Annotated in this window: 11 protein-coding genes and 1 riboswitch; of the genes, 4 read left to right on the top strand and 7 right to left on the bottom strand. The window is 68.6% G+C overall.

The genetic code is table 11. The features are described 5' to 3' along the window. Window positions 1–12: 12 nt before the first annotated feature. The gene (locus ACSMFO_RS06845; protein WP_037344077.1) at window positions 13–741 is read right to left on the bottom strand and encodes an SIS domain-containing protein; all 729 of its coding nucleotides are present in this window, start codon (window positions 739–741) and stop codon (window positions 13–15) included. Between the two features lie 131 nt (window positions 742–872). On the opposite strand from ACSMFO_RS06845, the gene ACSMFO_RS06840 reads away from it, so the two are divergent. The 4 genes from ACSMFO_RS06840 (at window position 873) to ACSMFO_RS06825 (ending at window position 4926) form a co-directional block, all read left to right on the top strand. Beyond that, the gene (locus tag ACSMFO_RS06840; RefSeq protein ID WP_038515454.1) at window positions 873–1568 is read left to right on the top strand and encodes an alpha/beta hydrolase; all 696 of its coding nucleotides are present in this window, start codon (window positions 873–875) and stop codon (window positions 1566–1568) included. Window positions 1569–1589: 21 nt separating this feature from the next. Next, window positions 1590–2852: a class I SAM-dependent methyltransferase gene (locus tag ACSMFO_RS06835; RefSeq protein WP_436457499.1), complete on the top strand. Its 1263-nt coding sequence runs from the start codon at window positions 1590–1592 to the stop codon at window positions 2850–2852. Between the two features lie 94 nt (window positions 2853–2946). Next, window positions 2947–4155, top strand: coding sequence for an LCP family protein (locus ACSMFO_RS06830; RefSeq protein WP_436457497.1), 1209 nt, complete (start codon window positions 2947–2949; stop codon window positions 4153–4155). A gap of 240 nt (window positions 4156–4395) precedes the next feature. After that, entirely contained in the window at window positions 4396–4926 is a 531-nt protein-coding gene (locus ACSMFO_RS06825; protein WP_436457495.1) for a GNAT family N-acetyltransferase, read from the top strand. Here ACSMFO_RS06825 and ACSMFO_RS06820 read toward each other — a convergent pair. From ACSMFO_RS06820 to ACSMFO_RS06795, 6 genes are all read right to left on the bottom strand, one after another. Continuing rightward, on the bottom strand, window positions 4913–5377 hold the full coding sequence (locus tag ACSMFO_RS06820) for a peroxiredoxin (RefSeq protein ID WP_436457493.1): 465 nt from the start codon (window positions 5375–5377) through the stop codon (window positions 4913–4915). The two genes, ACSMFO_RS06825 and ACSMFO_RS06820, sit on opposite strands and share 14 nt — an antisense overlap. A 189-nt stretch (window positions 5378–5566) precedes the next feature. Continuing rightward, window positions 5567–7378 (bottom strand): putative bifunctional diguanylate cyclase/phosphodiesterase, encoded by a 1812-nt coding sequence (locus tag ACSMFO_RS06815; RefSeq protein WP_436457491.1) that lies wholly within the window; start codon window positions 7376–7378, stop codon window positions 5567–5569. Window positions 7379–7612: 234 nt separating this feature from the next. Beyond that, complete coding sequence (locus ACSMFO_RS06810; RefSeq protein WP_436457490.1) at window positions 7613–9058, bottom strand: cytochrome P450; 1446 nt, start codon at window positions 9056–9058, stop codon at window positions 7613–7615. A 138-nt stretch (window positions 9059–9196) separates the two neighbouring features. Further along, window positions 9197–11470, bottom strand: coding sequence for a 5-methyltetrahydropteroyltriglutamate--homocysteine S-methyltransferase (gene metE, locus ACSMFO_RS06805; RefSeq protein ID WP_436457488.1), 2274 nt, complete (start codon window positions 11468–11470; stop codon window positions 9197–9199). A gap of 99 nt (window positions 11471–11569) precedes the next feature. Continuing rightward, window positions 11570–11792: riboswitch (cobalamin riboswitch) on the bottom strand. An 82-nt stretch (window positions 11793–11874) separates the two neighbouring features. Continuing rightward, a complete protein-coding gene (locus ACSMFO_RS06800) occupies window positions 11875–12951 on the bottom strand; it encodes a ribonucleotide-diphosphate reductase subunit beta (RefSeq protein WP_037344090.1) in 1077 nt (358 codons plus the stop codon). A 76-nt stretch (window positions 12952–13027) separates the two neighbouring features. Next, the gene (locus ACSMFO_RS06795) at window positions 13028–16009 is read right to left on the bottom strand and encodes a ribonucleoside-diphosphate reductase subunit alpha (protein ID WP_436457486.1); all 2982 of its coding nucleotides are present in this window, start codon (window positions 16007–16009) and stop codon (window positions 13028–13030) included. Between the last annotated feature and the right edge of the window lie 198 nt (window positions 16010–16207).

The following is a 16207-nucleotide window of genomic DNA, read 5'->3' as shown; positions in this document are numbered from 1 at the left end:
CCCCGCGAATCGCTACCGCAGTGCCGGGACCCGCGCGCCGTACTTGGCCAGCAGCGCGGCGTTGGCCTCGTCGCCACCGTCCACGTTGGAGCTGCGCCACAGCGGGATGTCGACGCCCTGCGCCGCACCCAGGTCCACGACCTCGGCGAGCACGAGGTTCCAGAGGAACGCGTTGATCACTGTGGACAGTGGCGCGGTCCGCGGCGCCTCCGGCGGGTAGCTCGAGTCGCCGGGACGGACGTGCGAGTCGAGCACGATGTTCGCCTCTTCGATCAGCGTCGTGGCCGCGCGCTTGGGCGCCGCGGCCACGGAGGCGGCCGAACTCACCGCGATGACCGACGCCCCGCGTTTGCGCGCCCCGGCGGCCAGTTCGACCGGGTACGGGTTGACGCCCGACGTCGAGAACACCACGAGCAGATCGTCCGGACCGGGGGCGCGCTCGGCGAGCACCTCTTCGGCGAGCCCGGAGCGGCGCTCGGTCTTGGTGCTGTGCTGCGCGCCGTGCAGCGGCAGCAGTTCGGGGTGGTAGACCGGGTAGACGCAGGCGAGCCCGCCGGCCCGGTAGAAGGTCTCGGCGACCGCGGCCAGCGAATGCCCCGCCCCGGCGGTGAACACCAGGGCGTCGGCCCGGATGACCCCCAGGATCAGCTCGGCCGACTTCCGGATCTGCTCCGCGTTACCCCGTTCGGCCTCCGCGAGCCGTTCGGCGACGTCTGCACAACGTTCGGTGGTGCTCACCACATCCGCCCTTCCGTCTGGAGATCAGCGACGAATGTATCGCGTGGACCAATCGCCGAAGTGGAATACATGGGGTCATGATCGAGGTTGACCCGATCACTGCGGCCGGGGTTTCGGAGACTGGAGGGTCCAGGGTGAGCGAGGCTGATCCCGCGGTGCGGACTTGGCGGGCACGCGGCCAGGTGAAAGCCGTGGTGCTGGTACTGCACGGCGGCGCGGAGCACAGTCATGCCCGCGTGGCGCCGTGGCGGCTGGCGTACCAGCGGATGGTGCCGCTGGCGAAGGACGTGCACCGGGCGGGCCGGGGGCACGGGGTCGAGGTGCGGCTGCTGCGCAACCGGATCTACGGCTGGAACGACCACGGCACCGACGCGCTCGCCGACGCGCGCTGGGCCTTGGCGCGGATCCGCGACGATCACCCCGGCGTGCCGGTGATCCTCGTCGGCCACTCGATGGGGGGACGGGTCGGCCTGCGCGTGGCCGACGATCCGGCCGTCATCGGGGTCTGCGCGCTGGCACCGTGGACACCGCCGGGTGAACCCATCGACGCCGTCGGCGGCCGCGCGGTGCTGATCGCGCACGGGACCAAGGACCGGATGACGGATCCGGTGGCATCACACGCTTTCGCCGAACGCGCCGAAAAGGTGACATCGCGGTCGGCGCGGTTTGAAATCGGTGGCGAGGGGCACGCGATGCTGCGAAGGTCTCGGGTCTGGAACCGTCTGGTACGGGCATTCGCGCTCGAGCTGATCGAAGCCGGGGGCACTGACGAAACGCTGAGCGGAGCCTGGGATCGGCCGAGCTCGGAGCGGCTGCGGATCCCGGTCTAGACCGGGCGGGAGGGAGTACCCATGTCCACGTCGAGCGTCGATCGGACGGCAGGTTCGGCCGGCCTTCCCGGTCCCGACGAAACCCGGTGGCCGGGATTGGCCACCCCGCCGCATTCCCCGTTCCGGGCGCGGATCGCCGAACAGTTGTTCCGGCACGCGGTGCGCCCGCTGAACGTCCGTGTGCGGATGCCCGACGGCTCGCAGCTGGGCGCGGGCGGCCCGGACGCGCCCGAGATACGGCTCAACCGTCCCGCCGCCTTCTTCCACCGCCTCGGGGTGGACGCGAAGATCGGCTTCGGCGAGGCGTACATGGTCGGCGACTGGACGAGCGACGCGCTCGCCGAGGTGCTGACCCCGTTCGCGGAGCGGATGGCGACGCTCATCCCGCCGTTGCTGCAGCGGTTCCGCCGCTTCGTCGACCGCGGCCACCCGGTCGGCGAGGAGAACACCGTCGAGGGCGCGCGGGCGAACATCCATCGTCACTACGACCTGTCGAACGATCTGTTCGGCGCGTTCCTGGACCCGTCGATGATGTACTCGTCGGCGTTGTTCGGCCCGGACGACGACCTCACCGCCGCCCAGCACCGCAAGATCGACAGCGTCCTCGACTACGCCGGCGTCCGCGAAGGCAGCACGGTGCTCGAAATCGGCACCGGCTGGGGCGAACTCTCGATCCGGGCCGCCGCGCGCGGGGCGACGGTCACGTCGCTGACCATCTCCGAGGAGCAGGCGAAGCTGGCGACCGAACGCATCGCGGCGGCGGGTTTCGCCGACCGCGTCGACGTCCGGCTGTGCGATTACCGCGACTCCTCCGGTGAGTACGACGCGGTGGTGAGTGTCGAGATGATCGAAGCGGTCGGGGAGGCGTACTGGCCGACGTTCTTCGAGACCATCGGGAAGCGGCTGAAGCCGGGCGGCAGACTGGGGCTCCAGGCCATCACCATGGACCACGAGCGCATGCTCGCCGCGGCCCGTTCGTACACCTGGATGCACAAGTACATCTTCCCCGGCGGGCTCATCCCGTCGACCACCTCCGTCGAACAGGGCCTGCTGGAGCACGCGCGGTTGAGGCTGGAGGGGGTGCGCGAGTTCGGTCACGACTACGCCCGCACGTTGCGGCTGTGGCGGGAGAGGTTCACCCAGCGGTGGGACGAGATCACCGAACTGGGCTTCGACGACGTCTTCAAACGGATGTGGGAGTTCTACCTGGCGTACTCCGAAGCGGGGTTCCGGTCGGGGTATCTCAAGGTCCACCAGTTCGGATTCGCCGAAACCGGAAGGTGAGCACCACCCAACCGATGCGGGGTGCCGGACGTCCTTCACCTAGGGTCTGCGGTTGACTGGGCCCCACACGCGAGATCGGGACGGGTGATTCGGCATGACGTATGGAGGCGACGACCGAGGGCGACGGCTGCCGCCACAACGGCCGCCGTCCGGCCGCCCCCGGCGGCACCAGCCCGCGCAGATGATGCCGCTGCCGGGCCGGGGGAGCAGCCCGTACGACGAGCGGACGACGCCCATGGGGCACGGAGGCCAGGAACGCCCTGCCGGCCCGCCTCCGCGCCGTCCAGGCCCGCCGCAGCCCCCTCCAGGGCGTCCGATGGACGACGCGCGCCCGCCGCGGCGGCGTAAGCGCTGGGGCTTCGGCAAGGTGCTGCTCACGTTGCTGACCGTGTTCGTGGTGTTCCTCGCCGGTGTGTGGGTGTACCTGGAGTTCTCGATCAACCGCGTCGACGCGCTGGCCGACTACTCCGGCCGCCCCGTCGCGGCCGAGGGCACCAACTGGCTGATCGTGGGCTCCGACAGCCGGGACGGGCTCACGCCCGAAGAGCAGGAGAAGCTGGTCACCGGTGACTCCAAGGCCGCGGGCGGCGGCAAGCGGACCGACACCATCATGATCGCGCACGTCCCGTCCAACAGCGTCAAACCGACGCTGCTGAGCCTCCCGCGCGACTCGCAGGTGAGCATTCCCGGGCACGGCAAGAACAAGATCAACGCGGCGTTCTCGATCGGGGGCCCGACGCTGCTCGCGCAGACCGTCGAAGGCGCCACCGGCCTGCGCATCGACCACTACGCCGAGATCGGCTTCGGCGGCTTCGCGAAGATCGTCGACGCGATCGGCGGGGTGCACATGTGCGTCGAGAAGCCGATGGAGGACACCCTCACCAAGATCAAGATCCCCGCGGGCTGCCAGGACCTCCAGGGGCCGCAGGCGCTCGGATTCGTCCGCATGCGGCACAGCGAGGCGACCCCGCGTTCGGACCTCGACCGCGTCGCCAACCAGCGGAAGTTCATCGGCGCGCTGGTCAGCGAGATCGGCAGCCCCGGCACGCTGCTGAACCCGTTCACGCTGTTCCCGCTGCTGTCGACCGCGCCGGACGCGCTGACCATGGATTCGGGCGACCACGTGCACAACCTGGTCGGGCTGGCGCTGGCGATGCGCGGGATCTCGTCGGGCGGCGTCGTCACCACGACGGTGCCGGTGACCAACGGCTCGGCGGAGAACTGGGACAAGACGAAGTCGAAGCTGCTGTTCGACGCGTTGAAGAACGACACGGAGATCCCGGACAGCGCGATTCTGACCTGATCCTCGGGGTCGCTTCAGGCGCTATGAAAGGTCCTTTCCTTGCAAATTTTGCAAGGAAAGGACCTTTCATAGCGTTCGGGGCCTTCGTGTGCTCCGGGCGTCCGCTGCCTCCGACCGGGTGTCATGAAAGGGCCGTTCAGGACGAAAGATGTCCTGAACGGCCCTTTCATGACACCCGCGAAACCCGTTCGGCGCCGAAAACCGGAGGCGCCCGGAGCCGAGGCACGTCACCATGGGCGGATGGAAGCGCCCGCCGAAACCCTCGCCGACGACGTCGTAACCCTGCGCCGCTGGAAGCCCGAGCAGCTCGAAACCCTCGCCGCCGTCGCGGGCGACTCCGCCGAGCACCTCGGCGCCTGGATGATCTGGGCCACCTACGGTTACGGCCGCCGTGAAGCCGCCGACTTCCTGGAGCGGTCCGCGAAGAACTGGGCCGACGGCAAGACCTACGACTTCGCGATCCTCGCCGGGGAAGACCTCGTCGGCGGCGCGGGCATGATCACGCATCCGGACCGGATCGAGATCGGCTACTGGCTCGGTCGCCACCACACCGGCCGCGGTTACGTGACCAGGGCCGCGAAACTGTTGGCCGACGAGGCCTTCCGGCTCGGCGCGCCGGAGGTCGAGATCCGGCACGACGAGAAGAACCTCGCGAGCGGCGCCGTGCCCGCGCGGCTGGGGTTCACGATGATCGGCGAGGAGCCCGCCGAGCCGCCGCACGCCCCCGCCTGCGCGGGCGTCGACCGGTTCTGGCGGCTCAAGCGTCCTTAGTCTTGCGCTCGCGCAGGGCCGCGAGCGCCTTGTCGGCGTGCACGGTGAACTTCAGCTCGCTCTTGATCACTTCGAGCACCTTGCGGTCGGTGTCGATGACGAAGGTGTGCCGTTTGGCGTGCAGCGGGCTGAATTTGCGCCAGACGCCGAACTGTTTCGCCACCACACCGTCCACATCGGACAGCAGGGGATAGTCGAAGCCGTGTTTGGCGGAGAACTCCTGCTGTTTGGCGACGTCGTCCGGGCTGATGCCGACGCGGTGCGCGCCCACTTCGGCGAACTCCGCGGCCAGGTCGCGGAAATGGCAGCTTTCCGCGGTGCAGCCGCTGGTCATCGCGGCGGGGTAGAAGAACAGCACCACCGGGCCGGACGAGAGGAAGTCCGACAGCGTGCGGTCTTCGCCCTTGTCGTCGGGCAGCGTGAAGTCCGGGGCGAGGTCACCTTGGTCCATGGACGGATCCTGTCATGTCAGTAGGCGGAGCTGAGGGGTGGCCGGGAAGTGACCGGACGCTTGAACCCGCCCGGCCGAAGGCCCCGCTATCGCGGTGGCAGGGCGCCCTGCCCACCGATCTGAGGTGGAAGGCCGAACGGCGTCCTGCCGACGTCGATCGCGGTCGCGGGTTCACCGGAGAAACACACGTCAGTGGGCGTGCCGTTCGATCAGCTCGTCGACCTCGTCCCCGGTCGCGGAATCCGCGATGAACGAACCCCGCGCCGCGAGGACGCCGTACCGCCGCAGCCGTTCGGCCTGCTCGTGGCTGTGGACGCCTTCCGCGCCGATGCGCAGTTTCAGCTCCTTGGCCCTGGCGACCAGCTGGCACAGATGGCGGACGTCGGCGTCGTTCTCGCCGTCGGCCAGCGCGTCGACGACCGGGCCGGACAGGATCACGTGGCGGACGGGCAGCCCGTGCCGCGGGATGAGCTCCAGATCGTCCGAACCGGAGATGGTCAGCACCAGCTGTGCGCCCAGATCGGCCAGTACGGCGAAGGAGTCGAGCACCTCGCCGCTCGCGTCGAGCACGGAATCGCGGTCCGTGCACAGCCGCAGCGCCTGGGCGGGCAGGTTGTGCCGGTCGAGCTGTTCCTTGACCAGCAGGACCAGATCGGGCTCGATGGCCAGCCGGGTCGGCAGCCGCACGCAGACGTCGGGGGCGGCGTCGCCGAACCTGCTCCGCCATCGCGCGGTGGCGGCGAGCGATTCGGCCAGCAGCCACCGGCCGAGCGGGATGGTCATCCCGGTGATCTGTGCCAGCGGATAGAACTCGTCGGAGTCCAGTTCGCCCTTCTCCGGGTGGCTCCAGCGCAGCCCGGCGTTGACGGCCGCCAGCTGGTCGGGATTCGCGAGCTTCACCGTCGGCTGATAGATCAGCGAGAATTCGCCGTTCTCCAGCGCGCCCGCGATGACCGCGCCGAGCTGGTAGCGGCCACGGTCACGCGCGTCGAGCTCCGGGTCGAACAGCATCCACTGCGCCTTGCCCGCCTCCTTGGCACGGTGCAGGGCGATTTCCGCGGCCCGCAACAGGTCTTCGGAGCCGCCGTCGGCGACCGGGCGGACGACGATGCCCGCGCTCGCGCTGACCCCGATCCCGTGCCCGCCGAGGTAGATCGGCTCGGCGAGTTCCTCCAGCGCCTGCTCGACCAGGGCGATCACCTGCGGCGGCGTGAAATCGCCGCGCAGCAGGACGGCGAACCCGTCGCCGGACAGCCGGGCGACGGAACCCTCGTGCCTGCCGGCGAACACGGACCTGAGCTTCGTCGCGACCCCGCGCAGCACCTGGTCACCGATGCCGGCGCCGAGCCCGTCGTTGATCACCTTGAAGCCGTCGATGTCGAGATAGACGAGGGCGACCTGCTCGCCGCCGGAACCGGCGAGCGCGGTTTCGAGGGCGTTGCCGAACGCGGTGGCGTTGGGCAGGCCGGTCAGCACGTCGTGCACGTTCTGGTGCCGCAGTTGTTCCTGCAGCAGGTGGATCTCGTTGGCGTCGGCGACCATCAGCACCGGATAGGTCGTACCGGGCCGGTCACCGGGGAGGTCGGTCAGGGTCACGTCGCCCCAGAGCGGGCCTTCCTCGCTGTGGGTCAGCAGCAGGCGTTCCTGCTGGGTCGGCCGGCCGTGCGTCATGAGCTGCGTGAGCGCGTTCCGCAGGCGGGCGACGTCGTGTTCGGCGGAGCCGAGGTCGGGGATCTCCCGGCCGCGAAGCGAGGCGGGACGACAGCCGAGGAGACGGCCGAGCGCGGCATTCGCCTCCACGATGGTGCCGTTGGCGTCGGCGAGGGCGATCCCGATGGGAGAGGCGGAGTAGAGCTTGGAGAAGCGCAGCAGCGCCGGCTGATGCTCGGGCTCGGCACGGACGGCGTCCTGGGCGACGCCGAGCAGGAACCGTTCGAGTTGCTCCTTGGGAAGCGATACTCCTTTAGTGTCAGCGAGCGTCTCGGCCCATCTCCGGGCCACGTCCACCAACCCTGGCGCGGAACCAGGTTCGGGCACACTTCACCTCTTCATGCGCGGTTGATGGCCAGCTCAGACCGGGTGCCCGAGCCCACGGACCCACACTAGGTATGAGCCGACCGGGTGTAGTGCCACGGCACCATGCGCGATCCGGGGTGTCTACCGGCTGAAAGGGTGATCGCTGCTACACGAGTGGTGACCGGAAGTTACCAAGAGTGCTCGATCGTGGACATGGGTTCACCGAGGCGTCAGGTGGATCGGCAGGCCGTCCGCCGGCACGGGCAGCGACACGTAGTCCCAGCGCGCGGTGTAGCCCTCCGGGACCGACCAGCGATACGCCCGCAGCATCTCGTGCAGCAGCGCCTTCACCTCGAACGTCCCGAAATGCAGGCCGATGCATTTGTGCGCCCCGCCGCCGAACGGCATCCACGCGTAGCGATGCGACTTGTCCTCGCGGCGGTCCTCGCCGAAGCGGTCCGGGTCGAACCGCATCGGATCCGTCCAGTGCTCCGGGGAGAAATGGTTGACGGTCGGGGAAATCCCGACGAGTGTCCCTTCGGGAATGAAATGCCCGAGAACCTCGGTGTCCTTAACGGTTTTCCTGGTCAGGGAAGGAACCGGGGCCACCAGGCGCAGGGCTTCCTTGATCACCAGGTCCAGCGTCGTCAGGGTCTCCAGCGCTTCGATGTCGGGTACGTCGTCGCCGAGCGCGAGCGACTCCCGGCGCGCGCGTTCCTGCCACTCCGGGTGCTTGGCGAGGTGGTAGACGGCGGCGGCGCTGGTGATCGTCGACGTGTCGTGCGCGGCCATCATCAGGAAGATCATGTGGTTGACGACGTCGGCGTCGGTGAAGCGGTCGCCGTCCTCGGTGGTGGCGTGGCACAACGCGGTGAAGAGGTCGTCGCCGTCGCTCGCCCGTTTCGCGGGCAGGTTCGCCGAAAAGTGGCGTTCGAGGACCTTGCGGCCGTGCAGTCCCGCCGCCCAGCGGCCACCGGGGACGGGGAACCGCACGATGGCCGTGCCCGCGCGCACGGAATTCACGAACGCGCGGTTGATCGCGGCCGCGTCGTCGCCGGAACTCATGCCCATGAACACACGGGTCGCGACGTCGAGCGTGAGTTGCTTGAGGGACCAGTAGATCCGCGGGTTCGGCCGGTCGGCCCACGCGGCGATACCGTCGCGCAGGGCCGGGCCCATCTGGTCGACGTAACCGGTGAGCCGCTGCCGGGTGAAGGCCGCCTGCATGATCCGGCGGTGCAGATGGTGCTCGCCGAAGTCGAGCAGCATCAGGCCGCGGTCGAAGAACTGCTCGATGAAGAACTTCCAGCCTTCCTGGGAGAAGGCCTTGTCCTTGTTCACCAACGCGATCTGGGTGGCCTCCGGGCCGGTGAGCGCGACGATGCGGCGCCCGAACGCGCCCATCCACGACACCGGTCCGTAGGTCTCGTAGCGTTTGAGGCCGAACTCGATGCCGAAACGCATGAAGTCCAGCGCGTGCCCGATGACCGGCGGGCCCTCGTCGCCGAGGACGGGTTTGAGACCCGGCGGGGCGGGCGCGAGTTCGCGGACCGGCCAGGTCGCGCCGAGCCAGCGCTGGTCGACCGAACGCGGCAGGGGGATCGAAGTGAGCGGCGGAACCCGCTCGCGCAGCGCCCCGGTGACCTTTTCGACGGCGTTCGCCATGGTGACCATCTCCCCGCTGAGACCGGTTACCGCTCCACCATCGCACCCTTATTGACGCCTTGACAATACCTCGATGGAAGTTCCGTGAAGGCCTCCTTCACTACCTTGAGGGTAGGGAAGGAGGCCTTCACGGACCGGTCAGGCCAGTTCGGAGCGGACCGTGTGGGCGGCCGCGACCAGGTTCCGCAGGGCCGGTTCGACCTCCGCGTAGCCGCGGGTCTTCAGGCCGCAGTCCGGGTTGACCCAGATCCGCTCGGCGGGCACGGCGCCGACGGCGGTCCGCAGCAGGCCGCTGACCTCGTCCACGCCGGGGACACGCGGCGAGTGGATGTCGTAGACACCCGGCCCGACGCCGCGGCCGAAGCCCGCCGCGCCGAGATCGGTGACGACCTCCATCTTCGACCGCGCGGCCTCGATGCTGGTGACGTCGGCGTCGAGCGCGTCGATCGCCTTGACCACCTCACCGAATTCCGAATAGCACATATGTGTGTGGATCTGCGTGGCGTCGTCGATCCCGGAAGTCGCCAGCCGGAACGAAGAAACCGCCCACGCGAAGTACGCCTCGTGCGCCGCCGCGCGCAGCGGGAGCAGCTCCCGCAACGCCGGCTCGTCCACCTGGATGACGCGGATGCCCGCCTCCTGCAGGTCGTGCACCTCGTCGCGGATGGCCAGCGCCACCTGACGGGCGGTCTCGCCCAGCGGCTGATCGTCGCGGACGAACGACCACGCCAGGATCGTCACCGGTCCGGTCAGCATGCCCTTGACGGGTTTGCCGGTCAGACCCTGCGCGTAGCGAGCCCACTCGACGGTCATCGGCTCCGGACGCGAGACGTCGCCGTACAAGATCGGCGGCCGGACGCAGCGCGAACCGTAGGACTGCACCCAGCCGAAGTCGGTGGCCGCGAACCCGGCCAGCCGCTCGGCGAAGTACTGCACCATGTCGTTGCGCTCGGGCTCACCGTGCACCAGCACGTCGAGGCCGAGGTCCTCCTGCAGCCGGACGACACGCTCGATCTCCGCCTTCATCGCGGCTTCGTAGCCCGCGTCGTCCAGCGAACCCGCCTTGTGCGCGGCCCGCGCCTTGCGGACGTCGGTGGTCTGCGGGAACGAGCCGATCGTCGTGCTCGGCAACGGCGGCAGCTTCAACGCGGCCTGCTGAGCCGCCGCCCGCCGGGCATAGGGGGAGCGGACGGTGTCCTCCGGCCGCAGCGCCTCCAGCCGGGCGCGGACCCCGCTGTCGGCCAGGTCGGCCGCCGTCGCGCGATCCGTGGCCGCGGCGCGGGCGGCGGAGAGGTCGACGCCCTCTTCCTTCAACGCACGCCCGAGCAGGACGACCTCGTCGACCTTCTGCCTGGCGAAAGCGAGCCAGCCCTTCAGCCGCGGGTGAAGCCCGTCCTCTCGTTCGACGTCGTAGGGCACGTGCAGCAGCGAACAGGACGTCGACACGCTGACCGACTTCGCGGTGCCCAGCACCGTCGCCGCCCGGCTGAGCGCGCGGGTCGGATCCGTGCGCCAGACGTTGCGCCCGTCCACGACACCGGCCAAGACCTCCTTGTCCCGTAAGGCGGGCTCGGCGGCGACGGCGTCCACAAAGGACTCATCGGACACGAGATCGACGGCGATGGCGTCGATCGGGGAACGGGCGAGCACGCCGAGTCCGCGTCCGAGCCCGCCGAAGTATCCGGCGACCAGGATCTTCGGCCGCGCGGTCTCCTTCGCGAGCCGGTGGTAGGCGCGGATGAGCGCGTTGAGTTCCCGTTCGCTGCGATCCGCGGCGAAGGCGGGCTCGTCGAACTGGACCCACTCGACGCCTTCGTCGTGCAGACGGCGCAGTAGTTCGACGTAGGCGTCGAGAAGGTTGTCGAGCAGCTCCAGCGGGCGGAAGCCTTCCGGAGCCGTCTCGGCCGGTTTCGCGAGCAGCAGGAACGTCACCGGGCCCACCAGCACCGGCCGGGTCTCGACGCCGATCGCGCGGGCTTCGCGGTACTCGTCCAGCGGTTTGGTGCCGGTGAGCGAGAACGTCGTGTCCGGGCCGAGTTCGGGGACGATGTAGTGGTAGTTCGTGTCGAACCACTTCGTCATCTCCATCGCCGGCGCGTCCTGCACCCCGCGCGCGGCGGCGAAGTAGGTGTCGAGCGGCGAGAGGCCGAGCGTGGTGAAGCGCTCCGGCAGCGCTCCGAACAGCTCGGTGGTGTCGAGCACCTGGTCGTAATGGGAGAACGTGTTGGAGGGGACGGAATCCAGTCCCGCGTCCTTGAGTTCCCGCCAGGCGCGGGTGCGCAGTGCGCGGCCGGTGCCGAGCAGTTCGGCCTCGCCGATCCTGCCCGCCCAGTAGCGTTCGAGTGAACGCTTGAGTTCCCGGTCCGGTCCGATCCGGGGGTAGCCCAGCACTGTCGTGCCGATTTCGGTCACAGCTCTCTCCTCGCGAGCTTGTCGTCGGAGCCCGGGGCGCGCAGGAGTGACCGCCGTTCGGTCGTGCCCATCCCACGAGGCCCGGACTCACGCACGCCGTCGGCGCGCGTACCACGGGCAGGTCTTCGGACTCGTGGGCGACTCGCTCGCTCCTACCGGCCGTCGCTTCCCGGGGCGCCATGTCCCAGTGCTTTACCGTGTCTCGCACGGTGACGGCTTTCGTTCCCACATACCGCTGCGGGGCAGTCCCGGATTCGCACCGGGTTCCCTGTTACCTCGACCGGCCTGGGAGGCCGGGCGAACCAGTAGCACTCCGGAGCGTACCGCGAAGGAGAAGTACATGAAGGCCCCCTTCCTGTACCTAGGCGCAAGGAAGGGGGCCTTCATGTACTACGTGTCGGTGATCAGTCCCAGTCGAGGGCGCCACCGGACTGGTACTCGATGACGCGGGTCTCGAAGAAGTTCTTCTCCTTCTTGAGGTCCATCGCCTCCGACATCCACGGGAACGGGTTCTCGGTCTCGCCGAAGATCGGCGCGAGGCCGATCTGCTGCGCCCGGCGGTCGGTGATGAAGTGCATGTACTGCTCGATCAGCTCGGCCGAGAGCCCGAGCATGCCGCGCGGCATGGTGTCGCGGGCGTAGGCGACCTCGAGTTCGCACGCTTCGGTCAGCATCGTCCGGATCTCCGCCTGGAACTCCTCGGTCCACAGGTGCGGGTTCTCGATCTTGATCTGGTTGATGCAGTCGATGCCGAAGTTCAGGTGGATCGACTCGTCGCGCAGGATGTACTGGTACTGCTCGGCGATGCCGATCATCTTGTTCCGGCGGCCGAGCGAGAGGATCTGCGCGAAACCGGTGTAGAACCACATGCCCTCGAAGATCACGTAGAACGCGACGAGGTCACGCAGGAAGTTCTGGTCGGCTTCCGGGGTGCCGGTCTCGAAGTCCGGGTTCTCCAGGTTCTGCGTGTACTTCAGCGCCCACGCGTCCTTGTCCGAAATGGACGGGACCTCGCGGTACATGTTGAACAGCTCGCCCTCGACCAGGCCGAGGCTTTCGCAGATGTACTGGAAGGTGTGCGTGTGCACGGCCTCCTCGAACGCCTGGCGCAGCAGGTACTGGCGGCATTCGGGGTTGGTGATCTGCCGGTACACCGCGAGCACGATGTTGTTGGCCACCAGGGATTCCGCGGTGGCGAAGAAGCCGAGGTTGCGCTTGAGCATGGTGCGCTCGTCCTCGGTGAGGCCGTCGGGCGACTTCCACAGCGCGATGTCGGCCTGCATGGCGACCTCGGTCGGCATCCAGTGGTTGTTGCAGCCGGCGAGGTACTTCTCCCACGCCCAGGTGTACTTCATCGGCAGCAGCTGGTTGACGTCGGCGCGGGCGTTGATCATCCGCTTGTCGTCGACGTTGATGCGGGCGGCGCCGACTTCGATCTCACCGAGGCCCGTGGCGTCGGCGGAGGCGTCAAAGGTGGTCATGAAAGCTCACTTCACGAGTCGGGGGTCGTGAGTGGCGATTCGGGTCAGAACCCGAATCGCCACTCACGACGATGTCTTACTGGCAGGCTTCGCAGTCGGGGTCGTCGATCCGGCAGGCGGCGCCTTCGGTGGCGACGAAGTCGACGTCCGAGACCTTCGGCATCTCCTTCGGCTCCGGCTTGGCGGCCGGGGCAGGAGCGGTCACCGGCACGGCCGGAACCGCGGCGGAAGCCGACGGCGCGGGCGAGGCGGCGGGAGCCGGGGCGGCGGCGGGCTTCGGCGAAGCGGGTGCGGCGGGGGCCGGGGTGGCCGAGACCGCGTTCAGCTTGCCGTCGGTGCCGCGCAGGGTGCTCTTCTCCACGTGCGTCGCGGACCGGGCCCGCAGGTAGTACGTGGTCTTGAGGCCCTTGTGCCAGGCGTAGCGGTACAGCTCGTCGAGCTTGCGGCCGCTGGGCGCCGCGATGTACAGGTTCAGCGACTGGGCCTGGTCGATCCACTTCTGGCGCCGCGAACCCGCGTCCACCAGCCACTTGGACTCGATCTCGAACGCGGTCGCGTACAGCGCCTTCAGGTCGTCCGGCACGCGGTCGATCTGGCCGAGGCTGCCGTCGAAGTACTTCAGGTCCGAAACCATGACCTCGTCCCACAGCCCGCGCTCCTTGAGCGAGCGGACCAGGTGCGGGTTCACCACGGTGAAGTCGCCGGACATGTTCGACTTGACGAACAGGTTCTGGAACAGCGGCTCGATCGACTGCCCGACGCCGCAGATGTTGGAGATCGTCGCGGTCGGCGCGATCGCCATCACGTTGGAGTTGCGCATGCCGACGGTCTTGACCCGCTCACGCAGCGGCGCCCAGTCCAAAGTGGACGAAGTGTCGACGTCGAGCGCGTCGCCCTGGCGGGCGTCGATGAGCAGCTGCATCGAGTCGATCGGCAGGATTCCCTTGCTCCACAAGGAACCCTCGAACGTCTGGTACTGGCCGCGCTCCTCCGCGAGGTCGGTCGAGGCCGAGATCGCGTAGTAGCTGATGTGCTCCATGCTCGTGTCCGCGAACTGCACGGCCTCGTCCGAGGACAGCGGGACACCGATCTCGAACAGCGCGTCCTGGAAGCCCATCAGGCCGAGGCCGATCGGGCGGTGACGCAGGTTGGAGCGGCGCGCCTCCGGGATCGTGTAGAAGTTGATGTCGATCACGTTGTCGAGCATGCGGACCGCGGTGCGCACGGTCTTCTCGAGGCGCTGGGTGTCCAGGCCCTCGGGGGTGACGTGCTTGAGCAGGTTCACCGAGCCGAGGTTGCAGACCGCGACCTCGTCGGTGGTGGTGTTCAGGGTGATCTCGGTGCACAGGTTGGACGAGTGCACGACACCCACGTGCTGCTGCGGCGAACGCAGGTTGCACGGGTCCTTGAAGGTGATCCACGGGTGGCCGGTCTCGAACAGCATGGTCAGCATGCGGCGCCACAGGTCGACCGCGCGGACCTTGCGGAACACCTTCAGCTCACCGCGTTCGGCGGCGGCCTCGTACTCGCGGTAGCGCTCGGCGAACGCGTTGCCGTAGAGGTCGTGCAGGTCCGGGGTCTCGTTCGGCGAGAACAGCGTCCACTGCGCGTCGGCCTCGACGCGGCGCAGGAACTCGTCCGGCACCCAGTTCGCGGTGTTCATGTCGTGCGTACGACGACGGTCGTCACCGGTGTTCTTGCGCAGGTCGAGGAATTCCTCGATGTCCACGTGCCAGGTCTCGAGGTACGCGCAGGCCGCGCCCTTGCGCTTGCCGCCCTGGTTCACCGCGACCGCGGTGTCGTTGGCGATCTTGAGGAACGGCACGACACCCTGCGACTGGCCGTTGGTGCCCTTGATGTGCGCGCCGAGGCCGCGGACCGGGGTCCAGTCGTTGCCGAGACCGCCCGAGTACTTCGCCAGCAGCGCGTTGTTCTTGTACGCCTGGAAGATCGAGTCCAGGTCGTCGTCGACCGTGGTCAGGAAGCAGGACGACAGCTGCGGACGCGTGGTGCCCGAGTTGAACAGCGTCGGGGTGGACGCCATGAAGTGGAACGTCGAGAGCAGCTCGTAGAACTCGATGGCACGAGCCTCACGGTCGTCCTCGCGGATCGCCAGGCCCATCGCGACGCGCATGAAGAACGCCTGCGGCAGCTCGAAGCGGACCCCGTCGTGGTGCTGGAAGTACCGGTCGTACAGGGTCTGCAGGCCGAGGAAGCCGAAGTCGAGGTCGCGTTCGGCGTGGATGGCCGCGGTGATCTTGTCCAGATCGAAGGTCTGCAGCTCGGCGTTGACCAGCTCCAGCTCGATGGCGCGCTTGAGGTAGTCCCGGAAGTACTGCGGGTACCGGGTGGCCATCTCGTCCTGGCTGGCCTGCTGCGGCACGCCCGCGAGGTAGCTGAGCGCCTCGCCGCGGAGCTTGTCCGCGAGCAGCCGGGCGCTGACGTAGGAGTAGTTCGGCTCCTGCTCGACGAGCACGCGCGCGGCCATGATCTGCGCGAGGGCGAGCTCGTCGGCGCTGATGCCGTCGTAGAGGTTGCGCTTGGCCTCGGCCAGCACCGGCTCCGCTGAGACGTCCTCGAGACCGGCGACGGCCTCTCCGACGACGTGCGAGACGCGGGCCCAGTCGAGCGGGCGGAGCGAGCCGTCGGCCGCCTTGACGCTGATGGCGACGTCCGACGACGCGGGCTTCTCGGCCTCGCGGGCCTTCGCGCGCTCCTCGCGGTACAGGACGTACGCGCGGGCGACCTTGTGGTGCTCGCCGCGCATGAGCGCGAGCTCGACGATGTCCTGGATCTGCTCGATGTGCAGCGCGGTCTCGGGACCGGCGTGGCGGAGCAGGGTGGTCTCGATCTGCTCGGTCAGTTCCTTGACCAGGTGGTGGATCCGCGACGAAGCGGCCGCGTCACCGCCCTCGACGGCGAGGAAGGCCTTGGTCACGGCGACCGAGATCTTGTTCGCGTCGAAGGGGGACACGCTGCCGTCCCGCCGGATGACTCGCACGGTCGCGGGCGTGGTGTCCGAGGACGAGGGCGGCCGCTGACCGGTTTCCACTGACATGCGTCACTCCAATAAGGGCGCGTTGAAGCACCACAAGGCCTCACAAGGCCGTGCGCTGCAGGTTCACAAAGCTGTCCGACCACCGCTCCCGAGCGGTCTCCCCGTCGCTGGGCGGTGCCGGTTCCCAGAGACTACATGTAGGGGTCGGAGGCTGCACGTGCCCCAATGGGTGGCGTGTCGTCGGCTCACCCTGGCGGG

Origin of the sequence: Amycolatopsis sp. w19, from assembly GCF_051373225.1 — a bacterium.
GTDB classification, from domain to species: Bacteria; Actinomycetota; Actinomycetes; order Mycobacteriales; family Pseudonocardiaceae; genus Amycolatopsis; species Amycolatopsis japonica.
This window is presented reverse-complemented; position numbering and strand designations above follow the sequence as displayed.

Excerpts from the sequence above, each read along its gene's own strand:
- ACSMFO_RS06800 (WP_037344090.1), bottom strand. The coding sequence starts at position 12,951 with ATGACCACCTTTGACGCCTCCGCCGACGCCACGGGCCTCGGTGAGATC.
- ACSMFO_RS06835 (WP_436457499.1), top strand. The coding sequence starts at position 1,590 with ATGTCCACGTCGAGCGTCGATCGGACGGCAGGTTCGGCCGGCCTTCCC.
- ACSMFO_RS06830 (WP_436457497.1), top strand. The coding sequence starts at position 2,947 with ATGACGTATGGAGGCGACGACCGAGGGCGACGGCTGCCGCCACAACGG.
- ACSMFO_RS06820 (WP_436457493.1), bottom strand. The coding sequence starts at position 5,377 with ATGGACCAAGGTGACCTCGCCCCGGACTTCACGCTGCCCGACGACAAG.
- ACSMFO_RS06810 (WP_436457490.1), bottom strand. The coding sequence starts at position 9,058 with ATGGCGAACGCCGTCGAAAAGGTCACCGGGGCGCTGCGCGAGCGGGTT.
- ACSMFO_RS06825 (WP_436457495.1), top strand. The coding sequence starts at position 4,396 with ATGGAAGCGCCCGCCGAAACCCTCGCCGACGACGTCGTAACCCTGCGC.
- ACSMFO_RS06795 (WP_436457486.1), bottom strand. The coding sequence starts at position 16,009 with ATGTCAGTGGAAACCGGTCAGCGGCCGCCCTCGTCCTCGGACACCACG.